At 28.8% G+C, this 15804-nt stretch carries 16 protein-coding genes; 14 read left to right on the forward strand and 2 right to left on the reverse strand.

What is annotated here, in order from left to right; all coding sequences use genetic code 11:
• Positions 1-2: 2 nt before the first annotated feature.
• The 12 genes from I2E98_RS06825 (at position 3) to I2E98_RS06880 (ending at position 13231) form a co-directional block, all read left to right on the forward strand.
• The gene (locus I2E98_RS06825) at positions 3-1265 is read left to right on the forward strand and encodes a hypothetical protein (protein ID WP_195468207.1); all 1263 of its coding nucleotides are present in this window, start codon (positions 3-5) and stop codon (positions 1263-1265) included.
• A gap of 571 nt (positions 1266-1836) precedes the next feature.
• Positions 1837-2031 carry a hypothetical protein gene (locus I2E98_RS06830; protein ID WP_347708018.1) on the forward strand — a complete coding sequence of 65 codons (195 nt, stop codon included), beginning with the start codon at positions 1837-1839 and terminating at the stop codon, positions 2029-2031.
• Between the two features lie 147 nt (positions 2032-2178).
• The gene (locus I2E98_RS06835; RefSeq protein WP_195468208.1) at positions 2179-2883 is read left to right on the forward strand and encodes a hypothetical protein; all 705 of its coding nucleotides are present in this window, start codon (positions 2179-2181) and stop codon (positions 2881-2883) included.
• Between the two features lie 109 nt (positions 2884-2992).
• A complete protein-coding gene (gene tig, locus I2E98_RS06840) occupies positions 2993-4276 on the forward strand; it encodes a trigger factor (protein WP_195468209.1) in 1284 nt (427 codons plus the stop codon).
• A 157-nt stretch (positions 4277-4433) separates the two neighbouring features.
• Entirely contained in the window at positions 4434-5030 is a 597-nt protein-coding gene (clpP, locus tag I2E98_RS06845; RefSeq protein ID WP_133015725.1) for an ATP-dependent Clp endopeptidase proteolytic subunit ClpP, read from the forward strand.
• Between the two features lie 38 nt (positions 5031-5068).
• Positions 5069-6364 carry an ATP-dependent protease ATP-binding subunit ClpX gene (clpX, locus tag I2E98_RS06850; protein ID WP_195468210.1) on the forward strand — a complete coding sequence of 432 codons (1296 nt, stop codon included), beginning with the start codon at positions 5069-5071 and terminating at the stop codon, positions 6362-6364.
• Positions 6365-6522: 158 nt separating this feature from the next.
• Positions 6523-8175, forward strand: a complete 1653-nt coding sequence (gene lonB, locus I2E98_RS06855; protein ID WP_195468211.1) for an ATP-dependent protease LonB — start codon at positions 6523-6525, stop codon at positions 8173-8175.
• Positions 8176-8720: 545 nt separating this feature from the next.
• On the forward strand, positions 8721-11051 hold the full coding sequence (lon, locus tag I2E98_RS06860) for an endopeptidase La (RefSeq protein WP_195468212.1): 2331 nt from the start codon (positions 8721-8723) through the stop codon (positions 11049-11051).
• Complete coding sequence (gene yihA, locus I2E98_RS06865) at positions 11041-11640, forward strand: ribosome biogenesis GTP-binding protein YihA/YsxC (protein ID WP_195468213.1); 600 nt, start codon at positions 11041-11043, stop codon at positions 11638-11640. The genes lon and yihA overlap by 11 nt, the downstream gene beginning before the upstream one ends.
• 236 nt (positions 11641-11876) lie before the next feature.
• A complete protein-coding gene (locus tag I2E98_RS06870) occupies positions 11877-12281 on the forward strand; it encodes a hypothetical protein (RefSeq protein WP_243251005.1) in 405 nt (134 codons plus the stop codon).
• Positions 12282-12304: 23 nt separating this feature from the next.
• Positions 12305-12610, forward strand: coding sequence for a hypothetical protein (locus I2E98_RS06875; RefSeq protein ID WP_195468214.1), 306 nt, complete (start codon positions 12305-12307; stop codon positions 12608-12610).
• 108 nt (positions 12611-12718) lie between these two features.
• Positions 12719-13231, forward strand: a complete 513-nt coding sequence (locus tag I2E98_RS06880; protein WP_195468215.1) for a hypothetical protein — start codon at positions 12719-12721, stop codon at positions 13229-13231.
• A 153-nt stretch (positions 13232-13384) separates the two neighbouring features.
• On the opposite strand, the gene I2E98_RS06885 is transcribed toward I2E98_RS06880, so the two are convergent.
• On the reverse strand, positions 13385-14308 hold the full coding sequence (locus I2E98_RS06885) for a hypothetical protein (protein ID WP_195468216.1): 924 nt from the start codon (positions 14306-14308) through the stop codon (positions 13385-13387).
• Positions 14309-14385: 77 nt separating this feature from the next.
• Positions 14386-14793 carry a Fur family transcriptional regulator gene (locus I2E98_RS06890; RefSeq protein WP_195468217.1) on the reverse strand — a complete coding sequence of 136 codons (408 nt, stop codon included), beginning with the start codon at positions 14791-14793 and terminating at the stop codon, positions 14386-14388.
• A gap of 219 nt (positions 14794-15012) precedes the next feature.
• Between I2E98_RS06890 and I2E98_RS06895 the strand changes: the two genes are divergently transcribed.
• Together I2E98_RS06895 and I2E98_RS06900 are read left to right on the forward strand one after the other, a co-directional pair.
• The gene (locus I2E98_RS06895; RefSeq protein ID WP_195468218.1) at positions 15013-15342 is read left to right on the forward strand and encodes a hypothetical protein; all 330 of its coding nucleotides are present in this window, start codon (positions 15013-15015) and stop codon (positions 15340-15342) included.
• Positions 15343-15555: 213 nt separating this feature from the next.
• Positions 15556-15780 (forward strand): hypothetical protein, encoded by a 225-nt coding sequence (locus I2E98_RS06900; protein ID WP_195468219.1) that lies wholly within the window; start codon positions 15556-15558, stop codon positions 15778-15780.
• Positions 15781-15804: the final 24 nt, after the last annotated feature.

Genomic DNA, 15804 nt, shown 5'->3' on the forward strand with positions numbered 1-15804 from the left:
TTATGGAAGAACTTAAAGAGATAATAAAAGAAGGCTGTAAAAATCTTAATTCTAATTTTTTAAGTTTTATTAAAGATATTAAAAATATTAAAGATATAGGTTTTGGAGTATTATGGGAAAGAAATAAATCTAAATTCGCTATAATGTTTATACCTATAATTGTGATTTTTATATTTTTACTTGGTAAATTTAGTTTATCTAAAGAAGAAGTTTTGAATAAATTTCAATTAGCCTTAATTAATGGAAACTATTCTATGTTATCTCATTATGTAAAAGTAGAGAATGAAGGGGTGTCTTCTGAAGAATTACAACCATTAATTGATGGATATAACAAAGATGAGACAAGAATTAGAAAAATAGTAAATGAAATTAGAAAAAGTGGAAACAGTGGAAACTTTACCTTGAAAAGTAGTAAAGGACTTTTAAAAGAAAGATATTATATTGATATTAATACTGTTACTGTTAATTTTGTTACAAATGTAAATGACGTTGATATAGAGTTTTCAAATAAAAGATTTAATTTACTTGATAAAGCTGAGTTTGATGTGATTCCAGGTATATATAAAGTTTTATATACATATAAGACTGAGTATGGTGATATAAGTGATAGTAAAATTATAAATTTAATGGAAGATAAAACTGTTGAAATAAATGTTGATGGCAATTATATTACAATGTATTCAAATTTTGATGATGCAAAAGTATTTATCAATAATATTGATACTGGTTTGGTGTCTAAAGATATTAAAAATTATGGACCTTTTCCTAAAGATAAGGAGATTAAAATTTTTCTTCAGAGGGAATTCCCCTGGGGAACTATTAAGAGTGAAGAGATATCAATAAAGGATGAACAATACATTAAGCTTGATATAAATATGGTAAATGATGTATTAAATAATATGATTGATGAAACAGTAAATGATTTTTACAGTAGCTCATTCCAGGCATTGAATAATAAGGATAAAAATATTATTTCTAGAGCTACTGAGGAAGTGAAGGAACTGGTTTATAATTATATTAATGAGAAAACTTTTTTATTAAGCAACAATTATGAAATAACTGATTTAGCTGTTGAAATTGAAAAAAGTGACTTTAAATATGAAGATAATATATATAAGGCTAGTTTAGTTACAAGGATTGACTATAGTGTATATAAAAAAATATTGCCATTTGTTAAAAATTTTAATCAAAGCTCTTTTATTTTAAATTTAGAGTATGAAGATGAGGAATTTATAATTAAAGGAATACAGAAAGTAGATATATAAATAGTAATATCAAAAGATAGAAGCTTTCATATGATGATACTCTTTCGTAAGGGGATGTAATCGCAACTGTGGGTTCAGCAGGAAATAGTACAGCTCCCTCCCATTCACTTTGAAATAAGAATTAATGGAGACGCTGTATATCCTTTAAATTATATACCGTATTAAACTTAAAAGATCATTATATAAAAAGGGTTATGTGAAAACATAGCCTTTTTGTATAATAAAGTTTAAGTAAGACAATAATAGTGAGGAAAGGTATCAGTGATAAATTTTGTAAATAAAAAACCTGTGCTCAGCACAGGTTTAAGGGATTACAATCACTTAAGAAAGGGAATAAGTGATTGTGTGGGGTTTTATTAAAACTCTATAATTAAATTAATTTAATTATAGAGCGGTATGGGCTATTAAAAAGTATCTATAAATTAAATACTATATTGATATTATACAATAGTATTTAATAAAATCAAATAATTTTTACAAAAAAAGTTGAAAAAATTTTTTTTATGTATAAATTTAGAATTAAACTTGCAAATTTCTATGTTAATATATGGATTAAAAGGAGGGAATTTACGTGTTAGACAGAGGAGATGTTCTTAAAGATAAGCCAGATTATGAGGATTATAGTGAAAATGAAGTTAAATTAACTATAGAAGAAATGAGGGATTTAGGGATGTTGAGGTGTGGAGGTTGTTGCGCTAATAAAGGTAATAGTAATAGTAAATGTAGTGGATGCAATAAGTCAAAAAAATGCTGTAAATCAAAATAATGGATTGTCGAATAAGGAGGTAGAAAGTGATGGAAAAAAAGAAAATAAGTAAAAAATATATAAAAAAGTAAATAAATGTTTATTAAATGGTTTTTATATGCTAATATTATAGTTGTAAATAAAGTTTTTCTGCAGGGGAGGTGCAGTATGGCAAAGCCAAGTATATTTAGTAGAGATTACGAAAAGATTATGCGAAAGAGAAAGAAAAGAAGAAATATAATTGTTTTATTAGGCGTATTAACTTTATCAGTAAGTATAATAATTATTAAATATGATATGCAGAAAATAAGTGCAGCTTTTAAGGATATAGCTTTTAGTAAGGAATTAGGATTGAGTAGCTTTAGAACAGAAAATATAAATCTATCAATTGATGATTATATATTAACTTTAAAAGTTATAAGGAATAATGATGACTTAGAAATAGTTGATATTAAATGTGATAAACACTTAATATCAACTGATATTAATAAAGATAGAGTTTTAATTATAGATAATAATCAAAAAATTTATTTGATTAATACTAAGAAAGAAATTATAGATTTAACATTAGATGAATATGTAACACAAAATGGGGAAAGAATTTCTAGAAGTGAAATGCTAAGTAATAATTCAAATTATCTTTGGCATACTGAAGGGAAAATAGTTAATGATGAGAAAATAGCATATGTTACGAATATTCCAGGATTTTATGGTGAATTGAAACAATATATTGCAGTTGCTACAGTTAATGATAATACACATAATATTAATGAGGCTTTAAAAGGTAATTCAGTTAAATTATATAAAAGTGATGAAAAAGGATTAAAGGTTGAAATTGATGGCAATATTATGTATATTACTAGTGAAGGGTAAAATATTAAGTGATTTTGTGAACAAACATTTGTAAAGAATAGCTTGAATATGTTATAATAAGCTAGTTGTATTAATCAAACAAGAGATACTTTTTTAGGAGGAATATACAATGGAAGCTAAAATGGAAAAAATCGATGTAAATATCGTTAAATTTGAAGTAAAGGTTGAAGCAGAAAAATTTGATGCAGCTTTAACAAGAGCTTATAAGAAAAATGTTAAGAATTTCAATGTACCAGGATTCAGAAAAGGAAAAGTTCCTATGAATGTGGTTAAAAAATATTATGGAATAGAAGTTCTTTTAGAAGATGCAGTTAACTTTGCAATAGAAGGATCATACAGTGAAGTATTAAAAGAAAACAATATAATACCAGTAGACTATCCAAAGATAGATGTAGTTGAAGTTGGAGAAGGTAAAGACTTCGTTTACACTGCAGAAGTTACTGTTTACCCAGAAGTTGAATTAGGTGAATACAAAGGGTTATCAATAGAAAAGAAGACTTACGAAGTAACTGAAGAAGAAGTTTCAAAGAAACTTAAAGAAATGCAAGAAAAGAATGCTAGAGTTGAAACTAAAGAAGAAGGAACAGTTGAAAATGGAAATATAGCTGTTATTGACTTCAAAGGATATGTTGATGGAGAAGCATTCCAAGGTGGAGAAGGAAATGACTATTCTTTAGAAATTGGATCAAAGACTTTCATTGATACATTTGAAGAACAATTAGTTGGAGCTAAAGTAAATGATACAGTAGAAGTTAATGTTACTTTCCCAGAAAACTATGGAAAAGAAGAATTAAACGGAAAACCAGCTAAATTTGAAGTTACTATAAAAGAAATAAAGGTTAAAGAATTACCAGAATTAGATGATGAATTTGCTAAAGAAACATCTGAGTTTGATACTATAGCTGATTTAAAAGCTGATGTAACTAAAAAATTAGAAGATGCTAATGCTGAAAGAGCTGAAAGAGAATTTGAAGAAGCTGTTATTACTGCTGTAGCTGGAAATGCTAAAGTTGAAATTCCAGAAGTTATGGTAGAAAAAGAAGTAGATAAGATGGTTCAAAACTTACAACAAAGATTACAATATCAAGGGTTAAGTTTAGAACAATACTTCCAATTCACAGGAACTGATGAAGAGAAGATGAGAGAATACATGAGAGTTAATGCTCAAACTAAAGTAAAAGTAGATCTAGTATTAGAAGCTATAGAAAAAGCTGAAAATATTGAAGCAACTGAAGAAGAAATAAAGGCAAAAGCTGTAGAAGTTGCTAAAATGTACGCTGCATCAGAAGATGAAAAAATGGTTGATTTATTAATGCAAAGCCAACAAGCTGCATTAAGAGCTGATGTTATTACAAATAAAACAATGAAATTATTACTTGAAAACAATAAATAGTCTTATATTAATTGCCAGGAGAAATTCTGGCAATTATTAAAATATTTCTTTAACAAAATAAAGTAAATTTTATATAATTTTAATATAATTACTTTTGATTAGTTGGATATATTATAAAGTAAGAAGGGTTTTAAAGAGAAAAGGAGGGAATGCAAATATGAGCAATTATATTCCATATGTTGTAGAGCAAACAGGAAGAGGAGAAAGGTCTTACGATATATTTTCAAGGCTTTTAAAAGATAGAATTATAATGCTTAGTGGTGAGGTTAATGATGTTACTGCTAATTTAGTAGTAGCTCAATTACTATTCTTAGAAAGTGAAGATCCTGACAAGGATATTTATCTTTACATAAATAGTCCAGGTGGTTCAATTACTTCAGGAATGGCTATTTATGACACTATGCAATATATAAAATGTGATGTAAGTACAATTTGTATTGGTATGGCCGCTTCTATGGGAGCATTCTTATTGTCAAGTGGAGCTCCAGGCAAGAGATTCGCGCTTCCAAATAGTGAGATAATGATTCACCAACCATTAGGAGGATTCCAAGGTCAAGCTACTGATATTGATATTCATGCTAGAAGAATATTAAAGATAAAAGAAACTTTAACTAGAACAATGGCAGAGTCTACTAATGGAAAAGTTGATTATGAAACTATGGTTCAAATGTGTGAAAGAGATAATTTCATGAGTGCAGATGAAGCATTAAATATTGGATTAATCGACGAAGTTATTGTTAAAAACAAAAAATAATTAATTTTTGGCGGGATGAGCCAAAGTGAGGTGATGTTATGGCTAAATTTGAAGATAAAAAGCAATTAAAATGTTCATTTTGTGGTAAAAATCAAGATCAAGTAAAAAGGTTAATTGCTGGACCTGGGGTGTATATATGTGATGAGTGTATAGATTTGTGTTCTGACATAATTCAAGATGAATTTGAAGACAATGTAGAATTAGATACTACAGCATTACCAAAACCAACAGAAATTAAAGCATATTTAGATCAATATGTAATTGGGCAGGATAGGGCAAAAAAAGCACTATCAGTTGCTGTTTACAATCATTATAAAAGAGTTAAAGCTAATATGATAGATGATGATATTGAACTTCAAAAGAGTAATATATTATTATTAGGACCAACAGGATCAGGTAAAACATTATTAGCTCAAACATTGGCTAAGTTTTTAAATGTTCCGTTTGCAATAGCTGATGCAACAACTTTAACAGAGGCAGGATATGTAGGTGAAGATGTTGAAAATATTTTACTTAAGCTAATCCAAAATGCTGATTATGATGTTGAGAAAGCAGAAAAAGGAATAATATATATAGATGAGATAGATAAAATTGCTAGAAAATCTGAGAACCCATCTATAACTAGAGATGTTTCAGGAGAAGGAGTTCAACAAGCTTTATTAAAAATCTTGGAAGGAACAACAGCTTCTGTTCCCCCACAAGGTGGAAGAAAGCATCCGCATCAAGAATTTATTCAAATTAATACTTCAAATATATTATTTATTTGTGGTGGAGCTTTTGATGGTATAGAGAAAATAATTCAAAAGAGAACAAGAGTAAGCACAATGGGATTTGGTGCTGAAATTCAATCTAAGGAAACTAAAGATGTAGGAGAAGCTCTAAAAAATATTCTTCCAGAAGACTTATTAAAGTTTGGATTAATACCAGAGTTTGTAGGAAGATTACCTATGGTAGTTTCTTTAGAATCTTTAGATCAAGATGCTTTAATTAATATTTTAAGTCAACCTAAAAATGCATTAGTTAAACAATATAATAAGTTATTTGAGATTGACAATGTAGAATTAGAGTTTACTGAGGATGCACTTAAGGCTATTGCAGATGAAGCTATCGCAAGAAAAACTGGTGCTAGAGGATTAAGAGCAATTGTGGAAGATATAATGATTGATGTTATGTTTGATGTTCCATCGGACGAGAATATAAGTAAAGTTATTATTACTGAAGCAACGATTAAATCTAAGCAATTACCCGAATTAGTAAGATTAGGTGAAAATGAAGTTAGACCAGTTTTAAAATCTAAAAAAACTAAAAAAAGAAAAGGTATGGAAACCGCATAATAAAACACCTCTAGATTTCTAGAGGTGTTTTTGTTTTTACTTTTTTATTATTAGTTCTACTAGAAAAATTATAATTAATTACCACTAATTATGGAATAATACAATTATTAAAGGTTAATAATAGAAATAGAGTTTGTAAAAGTGGAGGGTAGAACTTTATGAATGAAATAATGATAATCCTACAATTTATAATGATGATTCTATTTATAATATATTTATTTAATAGTAATAAAGCGAATCATTCTAGAACGGTAGTAGTAGATAAAGAAAATAAGAAGGAAATGGAAAAACTTCTTAAAATGAGAAGAGTCAAGTTAACAGAACCTTTAACAGAGAAGAGTAGACCAATTAACTTTGATGATATTATAGGACAAGAAGAAGGGATAAAAGCATTGAAAGCTGCTATATGTGGTCCTAATCCCCAACATGTTATTATTTATGGACCGCCTGGAATAGGAAAAACAGCTGCAGCTAGATTAGTATTAGAAGAAGCTAAAAAAAAGGAAAAGTCGCCTTTTAAAAGAGATGCCAAATTTGTTGAAATTGATGCTACAACTATGAGATTTGATGAAAGAGGTATAGCAGATCCTTTAATAGGTTCAGTTCATGATCCTATTTATCAAGGGGCTGGAGCCTTAGGGGTAGCAGGAATACCGCAACCTAAACCAGGAGCTGTTACAAAAGCTCATGGTGGAATATTGTTTATAGATGAAATAGGTGAATTACATCCTATAGAAATGAATAAATTATTGAAGGTGTTAGAGGATAGAAAAGTATTTTTAGATAGTTCATATTATAGTTCAGAAGATCCTAATATGCCTACTTTTATAAAAGAAATATTTGATAATGGATTACCAGCAGATTTTAGGCTTATAGGTGCAACAACTAGAAGCCCTGAAGAAATTATTCCTGCTATAAGATCTAGATGTGTAGAAGTATTTTTTAAGGGGTTACAGGCTGATGAAATAAGAGAGATAGGAAGTAGGGCTATAGAGCGTGTTGGATTAAAGAGTACAGATAAAGGATTGGATATTATTAGTAGACATTGCTCTAATGGTAGAGAAGTAGTTAATTTGGTTCAGTTATGTGCAGGAATTGCTATTAATGAAGATAGAGAAAATATTACGGAAGATGATATAAAATGGGTTATTGAAAATGGTCAATATACTGAAATACCAGAGATAAGAGTTCCTGAGAAATCTCAAATTGGAGTGGTTAATGGATTAGCAGTACATGGAGCTAATATAGGGATATTAATGGAAATTGAAGCTACAGCTAGAAAGATAGCAGATAGAAAAGGCGAGCTTAAAATTTCTGGAATTATTGAAGAAGAAGAGATTACCATGAATAATAGAAAAATTAAGAGAAAAAGTACAGCATACTCCTCAATACAAAATGTATTAACAGCTTTAAACAATATTTTTGATTTAAAATGTGAACAGTATGATATTCATATAAATATACCAGGTGGAATTCCAGTGGATGGACCATCTGCTGGAATAGCAATTGCTAGTGCTGTTTATAGTGCTATAGTAAAAAAGCCTATTGACAGTAAAGTTGCAATGACTGGAGAAATAAGTCTTCTAGGTGCGGTTAATCCTATTGGGGGCGTTAATGCAAAAATATTAGCAGCTAAAAAAGCAGGGGCAACACGAGTGTTAATCCCAGAGGCAAATTGGAATGACAGCTTTTGTGAATACGATGGAATATCAATAATTAAAGTTAAACATATTAAAGAGGTGTTAGATTTGTGTATAATAGATGCTCTAAATTCTAAAATAGATATCTTATCAGCAAAAGGAAAAGAGTAATTGAATGATATTGAGCACCACATGGAGTCGAAAAAATGAAATATTTATTTTCCGGGAAAAGTGAAATTTTCACCTAGAATTTATATAATTGATTCAGTAAAGTTTGCTAAAGTTTTTAAACTTACTTCGCTCAAACAGTAAAAACTTCTTAACGCAACTTTATTTCATCAATTATTAAATTCTACGGTTCAATTTCAATGTTCCCTCCAAATTAATATTTCATTTTTTCTTTTTCGATGTATTTGCTTATAACGTGTCACTTTATAGTTAATGTTTTGTGCTACAAATTTTTTCTTTTAAGGTGGTTACCGCATAAAATTGTATCTTTTAGCTTAAAAGCTAGTGATAGAGAAAAATTAATGATATTATCGGAGGAAATTTACACAATTTCTGTAGGGAATATCATTAATTTTCGTCATCACGGCATTCAAGCTCTAACGAACAGTTTAGTTATTTTGAGTATAAAGTTGAAAAAAAGCGTGTTTATGTGTATAATAGAAAAGTTAAATGTATTAATAAGATGATATTTAGAATGGAGGGGGAAAATGAATACAGATTCAATTTTATTACCGTTAATTCCTCTTAGGGGTATTACTATTTTTCCCAATATGATTATACATTTTGATATTGGTAGAGAAAAGTCTATTGCTTCACTTGAAGAAGCAATGTTACAAGAGGGTAAAATATTTTTAGTTACGCAAAAAGATCCTGAGGTTGAATTACCAACTGAAAAAGAGGACATGTACTCAATAGGGACTATATGCAAAATAAAACAAATACTTAAACTTCCAAAAGGAACTACAAGAGTTTTAGTTGAAGGTATAGAGAGAGCTACATTATTAGAGTTTGAAGAAAAAGATAATCACTTAAGAGGGGTTGTTGAAAAAATATCAGAAGCTGAAAGAAGTGTTGAAACTAATGAAGATTTAGCATTTAGAAATCAACTTGGTAAAGCATTTGCAGCATATATACATGCAACAGAAGGTGACGATAGTAAAGTTCTTCAAATGATGGAGCAGGAAAAAAATTTAGGAAAAGTTACAGATTTAATTGCTGCATATATACAGTTAGAGGATGAAAAGAAGCAGTTAATATTAGAAACTATTGATGTTCATGAGAGAATAGAAAAATTACTTGTTTTCATTGATGAGGAAATACAAATAGTTGAAATAGAAAAAGAGATAGGTAACAAAGTAAAAACTAAGATTGATAAAAGTAATAAGGAATATTTCCTGAGAGAACAAATTAAGGCTATTCAAGAAGAGCTTGGAGAAGATGAAGAAAAGAGAGAGTTCAATAAATACAGTAATCAATTAAAGAAGCTTAAAATGCCAAAAGAAGTGAAGGAAAAAGCAGAATACGAGTTATCAAGATTGAAATCATCTAATTCAAGTGATGGAAATAACATTAGAAGTTACTTAGATTGGATGGTTGCACTACCTTGGAATAAGTCTACTAAGGATTCCTTTGATATAGAAAAAGCTTCGATGATACTTGATGAAGAGCATTATGGATTGGAAGAAGTTAAAGAAAGAATTTTAGAGTATCTAGCCGTAAAACAATATACTAAGTCTTTAAAGGGTCCTATTTTATGTTTAGTTGGTCCTCCAGGGGTAGGGAAGAGTTCTATAGCTAAATCAGTAGCTAAATCTTTGAATAAAAAATTTGTAAGAATTTCCTTAGGAGGAATTCGTGATGAAGCTGAAATAAGAGGTCATAGAAGAACTTATATTGGTGCAATGCCAGGAAGACTAGTTTATGCTTTAAAAGAAGCTAAAGTAAATAATCCATTGATTTTATTAGATGAAATTGATAAATTAAGTGCAGACTATAAAGGTAATCCAGCTGATGCTTTATTAGAAGTTTTAGATCAAAATCAAAATAAAACATTTAGAGATGCCTATATGGAAGTTCCTATTGATTTATCTAATGTTCTTTTCATTACTACCGCAAATTCATTAGATACTATTCCTAGAGCGTTGCTTGATAGAATGGAAATAATTCAGGTTTCAGGGTATACTTATGAAGAGAAATTCCATATTGCTAAAAATCATTTGCTTAAGAGGGCTATGGAAGAGTATGGAATTGATGAAAAAACAATAAAAATTTCAGATAATACTATAAAAGAGATAGTAAATGGATATACTAGAGAATCAGGTGTTAGAACTTTAGAAAGACAAATTAATAAAGTAATTAGAAAAGCTATTACCGAGTTAATTAAGAGCAAAAAGAAAAGTTTAACAGTTTCTTCAAGTAAGTTAGAGAAATATCTAGGTCCTGTTGTATTTGAGTTTGAAAATGAAGAAAAAAAAGATAAAATAGGAGTTGTTACTGGTCTTGCTTGGACAGCATATGGTGGAGATACATTACCGGTTGAAGTAGCTGTTATGAAAGGAAATGGTAAACTTGAATTAACAGGTCAATTAGGTTCAGTAATGCAAGAATCAGCTAAGGCTGCTTATAGTTATGTAAGAGCTAATAGTGATAAATATGGAATAGCCTCTGACTTCTATAAGAAAAATGATATTCACATTCATGTACCAGAAGGAGCAGTTCCAAAGGATGGTCCTTCAGCAGGTGTAACATTAGTTACTGCGTTAGTATCTGCTTTATCTAAAAAGCAGGTAAAAGGAAATATAGCTATGACTGGAGAAGTTACTTTAACGGGAAGAGTATTAGCTATAGGTGGCGTTAAAGAAAAGTGTTTAGCTGCACATAGAATAGGAATTGATACTATTATTTTACCAAAAGAAAATAAAAAGAATGTAGATGAAATACCATCATCAATTAAAGGTAAGTTAAATTTAATATTTGCTGATAATGTTGAAGAGGTATTAAAAAATGCATTAATCGGAGTTGATAAAAGTGATAATTAAAAAATCTGAGTTTATTATATCTGCTGTTAAGAGAAATCAATATCCAATTGACGGTAGAAATGAAATTGCCTTCGTTGGAAGATCTAATGTAGGTAAGAGTTCTATAATAAACGCTTTAACAAACAGAAGAAAACTTGCTAAGGTATCTCAAACACCTGGTAAGACAAGACTTATAAACTTTTTCTTGATAAATGATGATTTTTATCTAGTAGATTTACCTGGATATGGATATGCTAAGGTGTCTAAAAAGGAAAAGGAAAGTTGGGGAAAAACTATAGAGATGTATCTGACAGATAGGGAAGAGTTAAAGAGAGTTATATTATTAGTTGACTCAAGACATAAGCCTACAGCAGATGATATTATGATGTATGAATGGATAAAGCATTTTGATTATGATTGTATAGTTATTGCAACAAAGAGTGATAAGCTTTCTAATAATGATCTTGCTAAGAGTAGAAAATTAATAAAAGAGACATTAGGCCTTGGAAGTACTGATAAATTTTATTTCTTCTCATCTTTAAATAAAAAAGGTAAAGATGAGTTAATAGATAATATATTTGAAGATTTATCAGAAGAGGCTCAAGTTTAGTAAAATAGCTACCCAGATGTGGGTAGCTATTTTATTTTGATAATATTTATCACATTTAAGATGGATTTAGAATAATTAGTAGAGAGGAGAAAATGTTAGGGAGACATGAAAATTAAAATTAATAAATTTTAAGAGAAAATATCATTATAAAGATAAAAATAGTGTCAAATAACATTGAGAAGAATAGTATATAGTATAAAAACAAAAAAAATCAAATCCTTAGGAGGAATGTTAATATGCCTAGTATGCAAGATATGATTGATGAATTAAATGACATTGAATGTCCAAGCTGTCCTCCAACTGATTCAAGTTGTAACTGCTTTGGAGGCTTCAATAATTGCGGCTGTGGATGTGGCTTTGGAAGCTGGATATGGATATTATTAATTCTATTCTACGCTGGACAAGGCGGAAATAGTGGATATGGCGGAAATACAGGATGCTGCTGCAACACAAATAATAACTGCTGTTGTGGAAATTCTGGAAACTATGGAAATAATGGTTTCTTTGGTGGATTAGGAAATTGTGGTGGAGGATATTTATTCTTACTAGTTATCCTATTCTTATGTAATGGTAGCTTCGGATGTGGTAACAATTTCGGATCTTGCGGTAACAATTTCGCATCTTGTGGTAACCTAATATAATTTAGTAGGAAGGAGGAATAGTTATGTCAAAGAAAAAACACAATAAATGTTGTTGTGAACCTTGTTGTGAACCTTGCTGCTGCAATAATGCTGTAGCAAATAATGGTGGATGCTGTGGAAATATATTTGGTGGATTAAACAATTGTGTAGCACCAATTATATTCTTACTAATTGCTTGTGGTTCAGGACTTCTTAATAACAACTGTTCATATTTAATAATCTTATTATTCTTACTATGTGGTGGATCCTATGGCAGCCTATTTGGAGGATATGGTAATGCAGGAAACGTAGGAAACAATTGCTGCTGTGAAAGTAACTGTTGCTGCTAGTTAAGAGGATGGAGGGTCTTATGACCCTCCAAAAAAATGTCTTAATTTATAAACATATATTATTTAATTACATATAATGGAATAAAGAAATTAATTGGAGGAAGCTATATGTCCAAGCGTAAGCATAAGAGCAGAGGCAATACTAGGAGTGAAGTTGCAAGTGAAAATAGAAATAATGCAAATATTAATAATGCCAATAATACTATGAATAATAGACAAACATATAATAATGGACCATTTGGAATAAATCCTAATCAATTATTAAGCAGTATGTTCGGAAATATAGATATGAGTCAAATAAATAGTTTGTTGCAATCTATGAATACACAAGGATTTGATTTTAATAATTTAAATTTAGGAAATATAATGGGAAATATGAATCCAATGGCAACTTCTATGAATCAAAGTAGTAATAATAGCAATGTGAATAAAGAAGTGGACCATAAAGATCAAGAGGAAGAAACTAAGAGTGTTAACAATAGTATTTTAGATGAGAATATTGATAGGAATGATGAGAATATGCAAATGTTAAAGGCTATTAGAAGTATTGTAAATGGAGAAAGAGGAGCTTTTATAGATAAGATTATTTTGATGTATAATGATGGGGCTTTTGATGATTAATATTATTAGTAGTAATATATGAATAAAATCGGCAGAAAGGTTAATACTATTACTGTACCGGAGAGTATTCTCCTATAGCTAATGAAGAGAAATCTTCATTGAAGCTAAACCCCCCCATCCCCCTTTTAGGCCGCTTTTTTAGCGGCCTTTTATTTAGTTTTTTATTATGGAAGATATTTTATATTCATCTGACTCCTCTAGTTCTGCTTTTACATACATAGTAAGCTCTTTAGGGCTGCTGTCTGAATCAATAAAATTAACTTTTTCAAATGAAAGTATCCAATATATTGAAGTTGCTCTTCCTGAATCATCCCATGATATATCATAGAAATAACCTTTTTGAAAAGAATAGCGATAAGTAGATTTATCTAAATTCCATAAGATTCCTAGTTCTTCGCTTGGAATATATGCAGTAAATATATCTGGAGCATCGTCTAGTTCATAATCAGCTTCAATAAGGTTAATAAGTGTTTGAATGTTACCTAAGGATGGGATTGTTGGATTGCTAAATGTAATATCTTTTATTGAATTAGCATTTAATATATATCCATTAGTACCTTTATCACCTGTAGTTGAATTAGTTATATATATTTTGGGGGTTCTTGAATTGTTATAATCTAAAATTCCTAAAATATTATTTTGCGAAAAAAGAACTTCTTGAAAAGTATTATCTTTCCATTGGAATATATAAAAAGTAGGTTTATTATTTTTAAAACCGCTAATAATTAGTTCAGGAATTTTATTTCGATTTAAATCTATGTAGGAAATATTTATATTGCAAGAAGAAGTTATATCTATTAAAGAGTAATCAAATTCATTACTCTTTAATAATATTTCACCAATAGAATTTTTGATTTTTATTGAGTAGGTCGAATTAGTTGAAATAATTGTTAATTGATCATTTTCACCATCGGAATCAAAGTCATATTCCTTATTGTTTTCCAAAGATTTATTAGATAGAGTTTCTGTGTTTTTGGAATATGTATTAATTATAGTTGTTATACTTACACATATTATAAAAATTATTATAATGAAAGCTATAAAAGTATTCTTTTTTACTGTTATAAAATTGAACATAGTATCACCTCAGTTAAGTATATGAAGATACTATATAATAAATACGTCTATAAAATAAAAAAAGCCAGTAGAGGATTCTACTGACAATCTTTACATAGACCATAAAAGAAAAGTTTATTCCATTTAACTTTATAATGTGTGTTTTCCTCAACCATCTTATTTAGAGGAGAGAAATCCATATCATGTAAATCATCTACCTTACCACAGTTAATACATTGAATATGGCCATGTTCGCTGCAATTTCCATCATATCTAAAATTACCTTCACCAATATTGATTTCTTGTATAAGACCAATTTCTACTAAAGTTTTTAAAGTTTTATATACCGTTGCAAGACTCATAGTAGGATAATTTGGTTGTAAAGCTTTATAAATAGTTTCGGCAGAAGGATGTTCACTAGTACTTTTTAGATATTGGTAAACTGCTAATCTTTGAGGTGTTAATTTTAGTTTTTTTTCTTTAAAAGTTAGAATTATATCGTCCATAAGGTACACCTTCCTATATTTATTTAATAATATTATATTAAAAATTATAATTATCTGTCAATAATATTTATCAATTAAGAAAGAAAATTCAGAAATATTTCATTGTAAATTTATACAAATTATGATATTTTATAAGAAGAGTAAGAATTACATATTTATTATATGAGTTGCATAAAATATAATTTGTAATTAGTGTAGATATTAAGGAGGAGAAATTATATGGCAAAATATAAAGTTGGCGATGAGTTATTAATAATTAATGATCCAAATGCTGAAAATGAAAAATTAAAATCTTTAACTAAGTTAACGCTTGAGGGTGATTATGCTCAAATTTCTTGGGGATTAAAAATAGTAAAGGTTGAATATGATAAGCCTTATGTTACATTAACATATACTAATGTTGATGGTGAATTAAATAAAGTTTTTGCCGAATGTAGAGATATCGAAAACTTTGATCAACAAAAAGTTTTAGAAAAAGCTTTATTAAAAGCATTCCAAAATGAAATAATAAAAATATCAGTTGTTAAAAACTCTGCTATTAAAAAATAGAATATATAGTTTTAGGATATCAATTTCTTCTATGAGGAAATTGATATTTTTTTATCAAAAAAATATAAAAATATTGATTTAATGAAAAAATATGTTATATTATAAATAAATAGTATAAAACATTGCAAAAATGGGATAAGGGTTTAATTATGTATAAAAATAGTATATAATAGGCTTATGATTTCGTTTTCAGATAAAGTGGGGGTATGGGTTATGAGTAAATGTCCATTTTGGTCAAGTAAGAAGGAGAAGATAAGTTGTAGTAATGAATGTCCAATGAGTCCGGCTAAAAATCACAATGAAATTTGCCCTTTTGTTGAGCATTTAGTAGGAGAGAAAGTTGTTTTCAAAGAAATTATTGATGATGATTTTATGTATTCACAAGATACAAATTTGGATTATATAATTCCAGCATATGTTGGATATAAAGATGAGTAAGTATAATAGTCACTGAAACAAAGT

The organism is Clostridium sp. D43t1_170807_H7 (assembly GCF_015555905.1).
Lineage (GTDB): Bacteria > Bacillota > Clostridia > Clostridiales > Clostridiaceae > Clostridium.

What these genes read in the sequence shown, in the direction of transcription:
- I2E98_RS06825 (WP_195468207.1), top strand. Translation starts at nt 3, where the DNA reads ATGGAAGAACTTAAAGAGATAATAAAAGAAGGCTGTAAAAATCTTAAT.
- I2E98_RS06880 (WP_195468215.1), top strand. Translation starts at nt 12,719, where the DNA reads ATGTCCAAGCGTAAGCATAAGAGCAGAGGCAATACTAGGAGTGAAGTT.
- clpX (WP_195468210.1), top strand. Translation starts at nt 5,069, where the DNA reads ATGGCTAAATTTGAAGATAAAAAGCAATTAAAATGTTCATTTTGTGGT.
- tig (WP_195468209.1), top strand. Translation starts at nt 2,993, where the DNA reads ATGGAAGCTAAAATGGAAAAAATCGATGTAAATATCGTTAAATTTGAA.
- I2E98_RS06890 (WP_195468217.1), bottom strand. Translation starts at nt 14,793, where the DNA reads ATGGACGATATAATTCTAACTTTTAAAGAAAAAAAACTAAAATTAACA.
- I2E98_RS06885 (WP_195468216.1), bottom strand. Translation starts at nt 14,308, where the DNA reads ATGTTCAATTTTATAACAGTAAAAAAGAATACTTTTATAGCTTTCATT.
- I2E98_RS06895 (WP_195468218.1), top strand. Translation starts at nt 15,013, where the DNA reads ATGGCAAAATATAAAGTTGGCGATGAGTTATTAATAATTAATGATCCA.
- lon (WP_195468212.1), top strand. Translation starts at nt 8,721, where the DNA reads ATGAATACAGATTCAATTTTATTACCGTTAATTCCTCTTAGGGGTATT.
- clpP (WP_133015725.1), top strand. Translation starts at nt 4,434, where the DNA reads ATGAGCAATTATATTCCATATGTTGTAGAGCAAACAGGAAGAGGAGAA.
- I2E98_RS06900 (WP_195468219.1), top strand. Translation starts at nt 15,556, where the DNA reads ATGAGTAAATGTCCATTTTGGTCAAGTAAGAAGGAGAAGATAAGTTGT.
- lonB (WP_195468211.1), top strand. Translation starts at nt 6,523, where the DNA reads ATGAATGAAATAATGATAATCCTACAATTTATAATGATGATTCTATTT.
- I2E98_RS06875 (WP_195468214.1), top strand. Translation starts at nt 12,305, where the DNA reads ATGTCAAAGAAAAAACACAATAAATGTTGTTGTGAACCTTGTTGTGAA.
- I2E98_RS06870 (WP_243251005.1), top strand. Translation starts at nt 11,877, where the DNA reads ATGCCTAGTATGCAAGATATGATTGATGAATTAAATGACATTGAATGT.
- I2E98_RS06835 (WP_195468208.1), top strand. Translation starts at nt 2,179, where the DNA reads ATGGCAAAGCCAAGTATATTTAGTAGAGATTACGAAAAGATTATGCGA.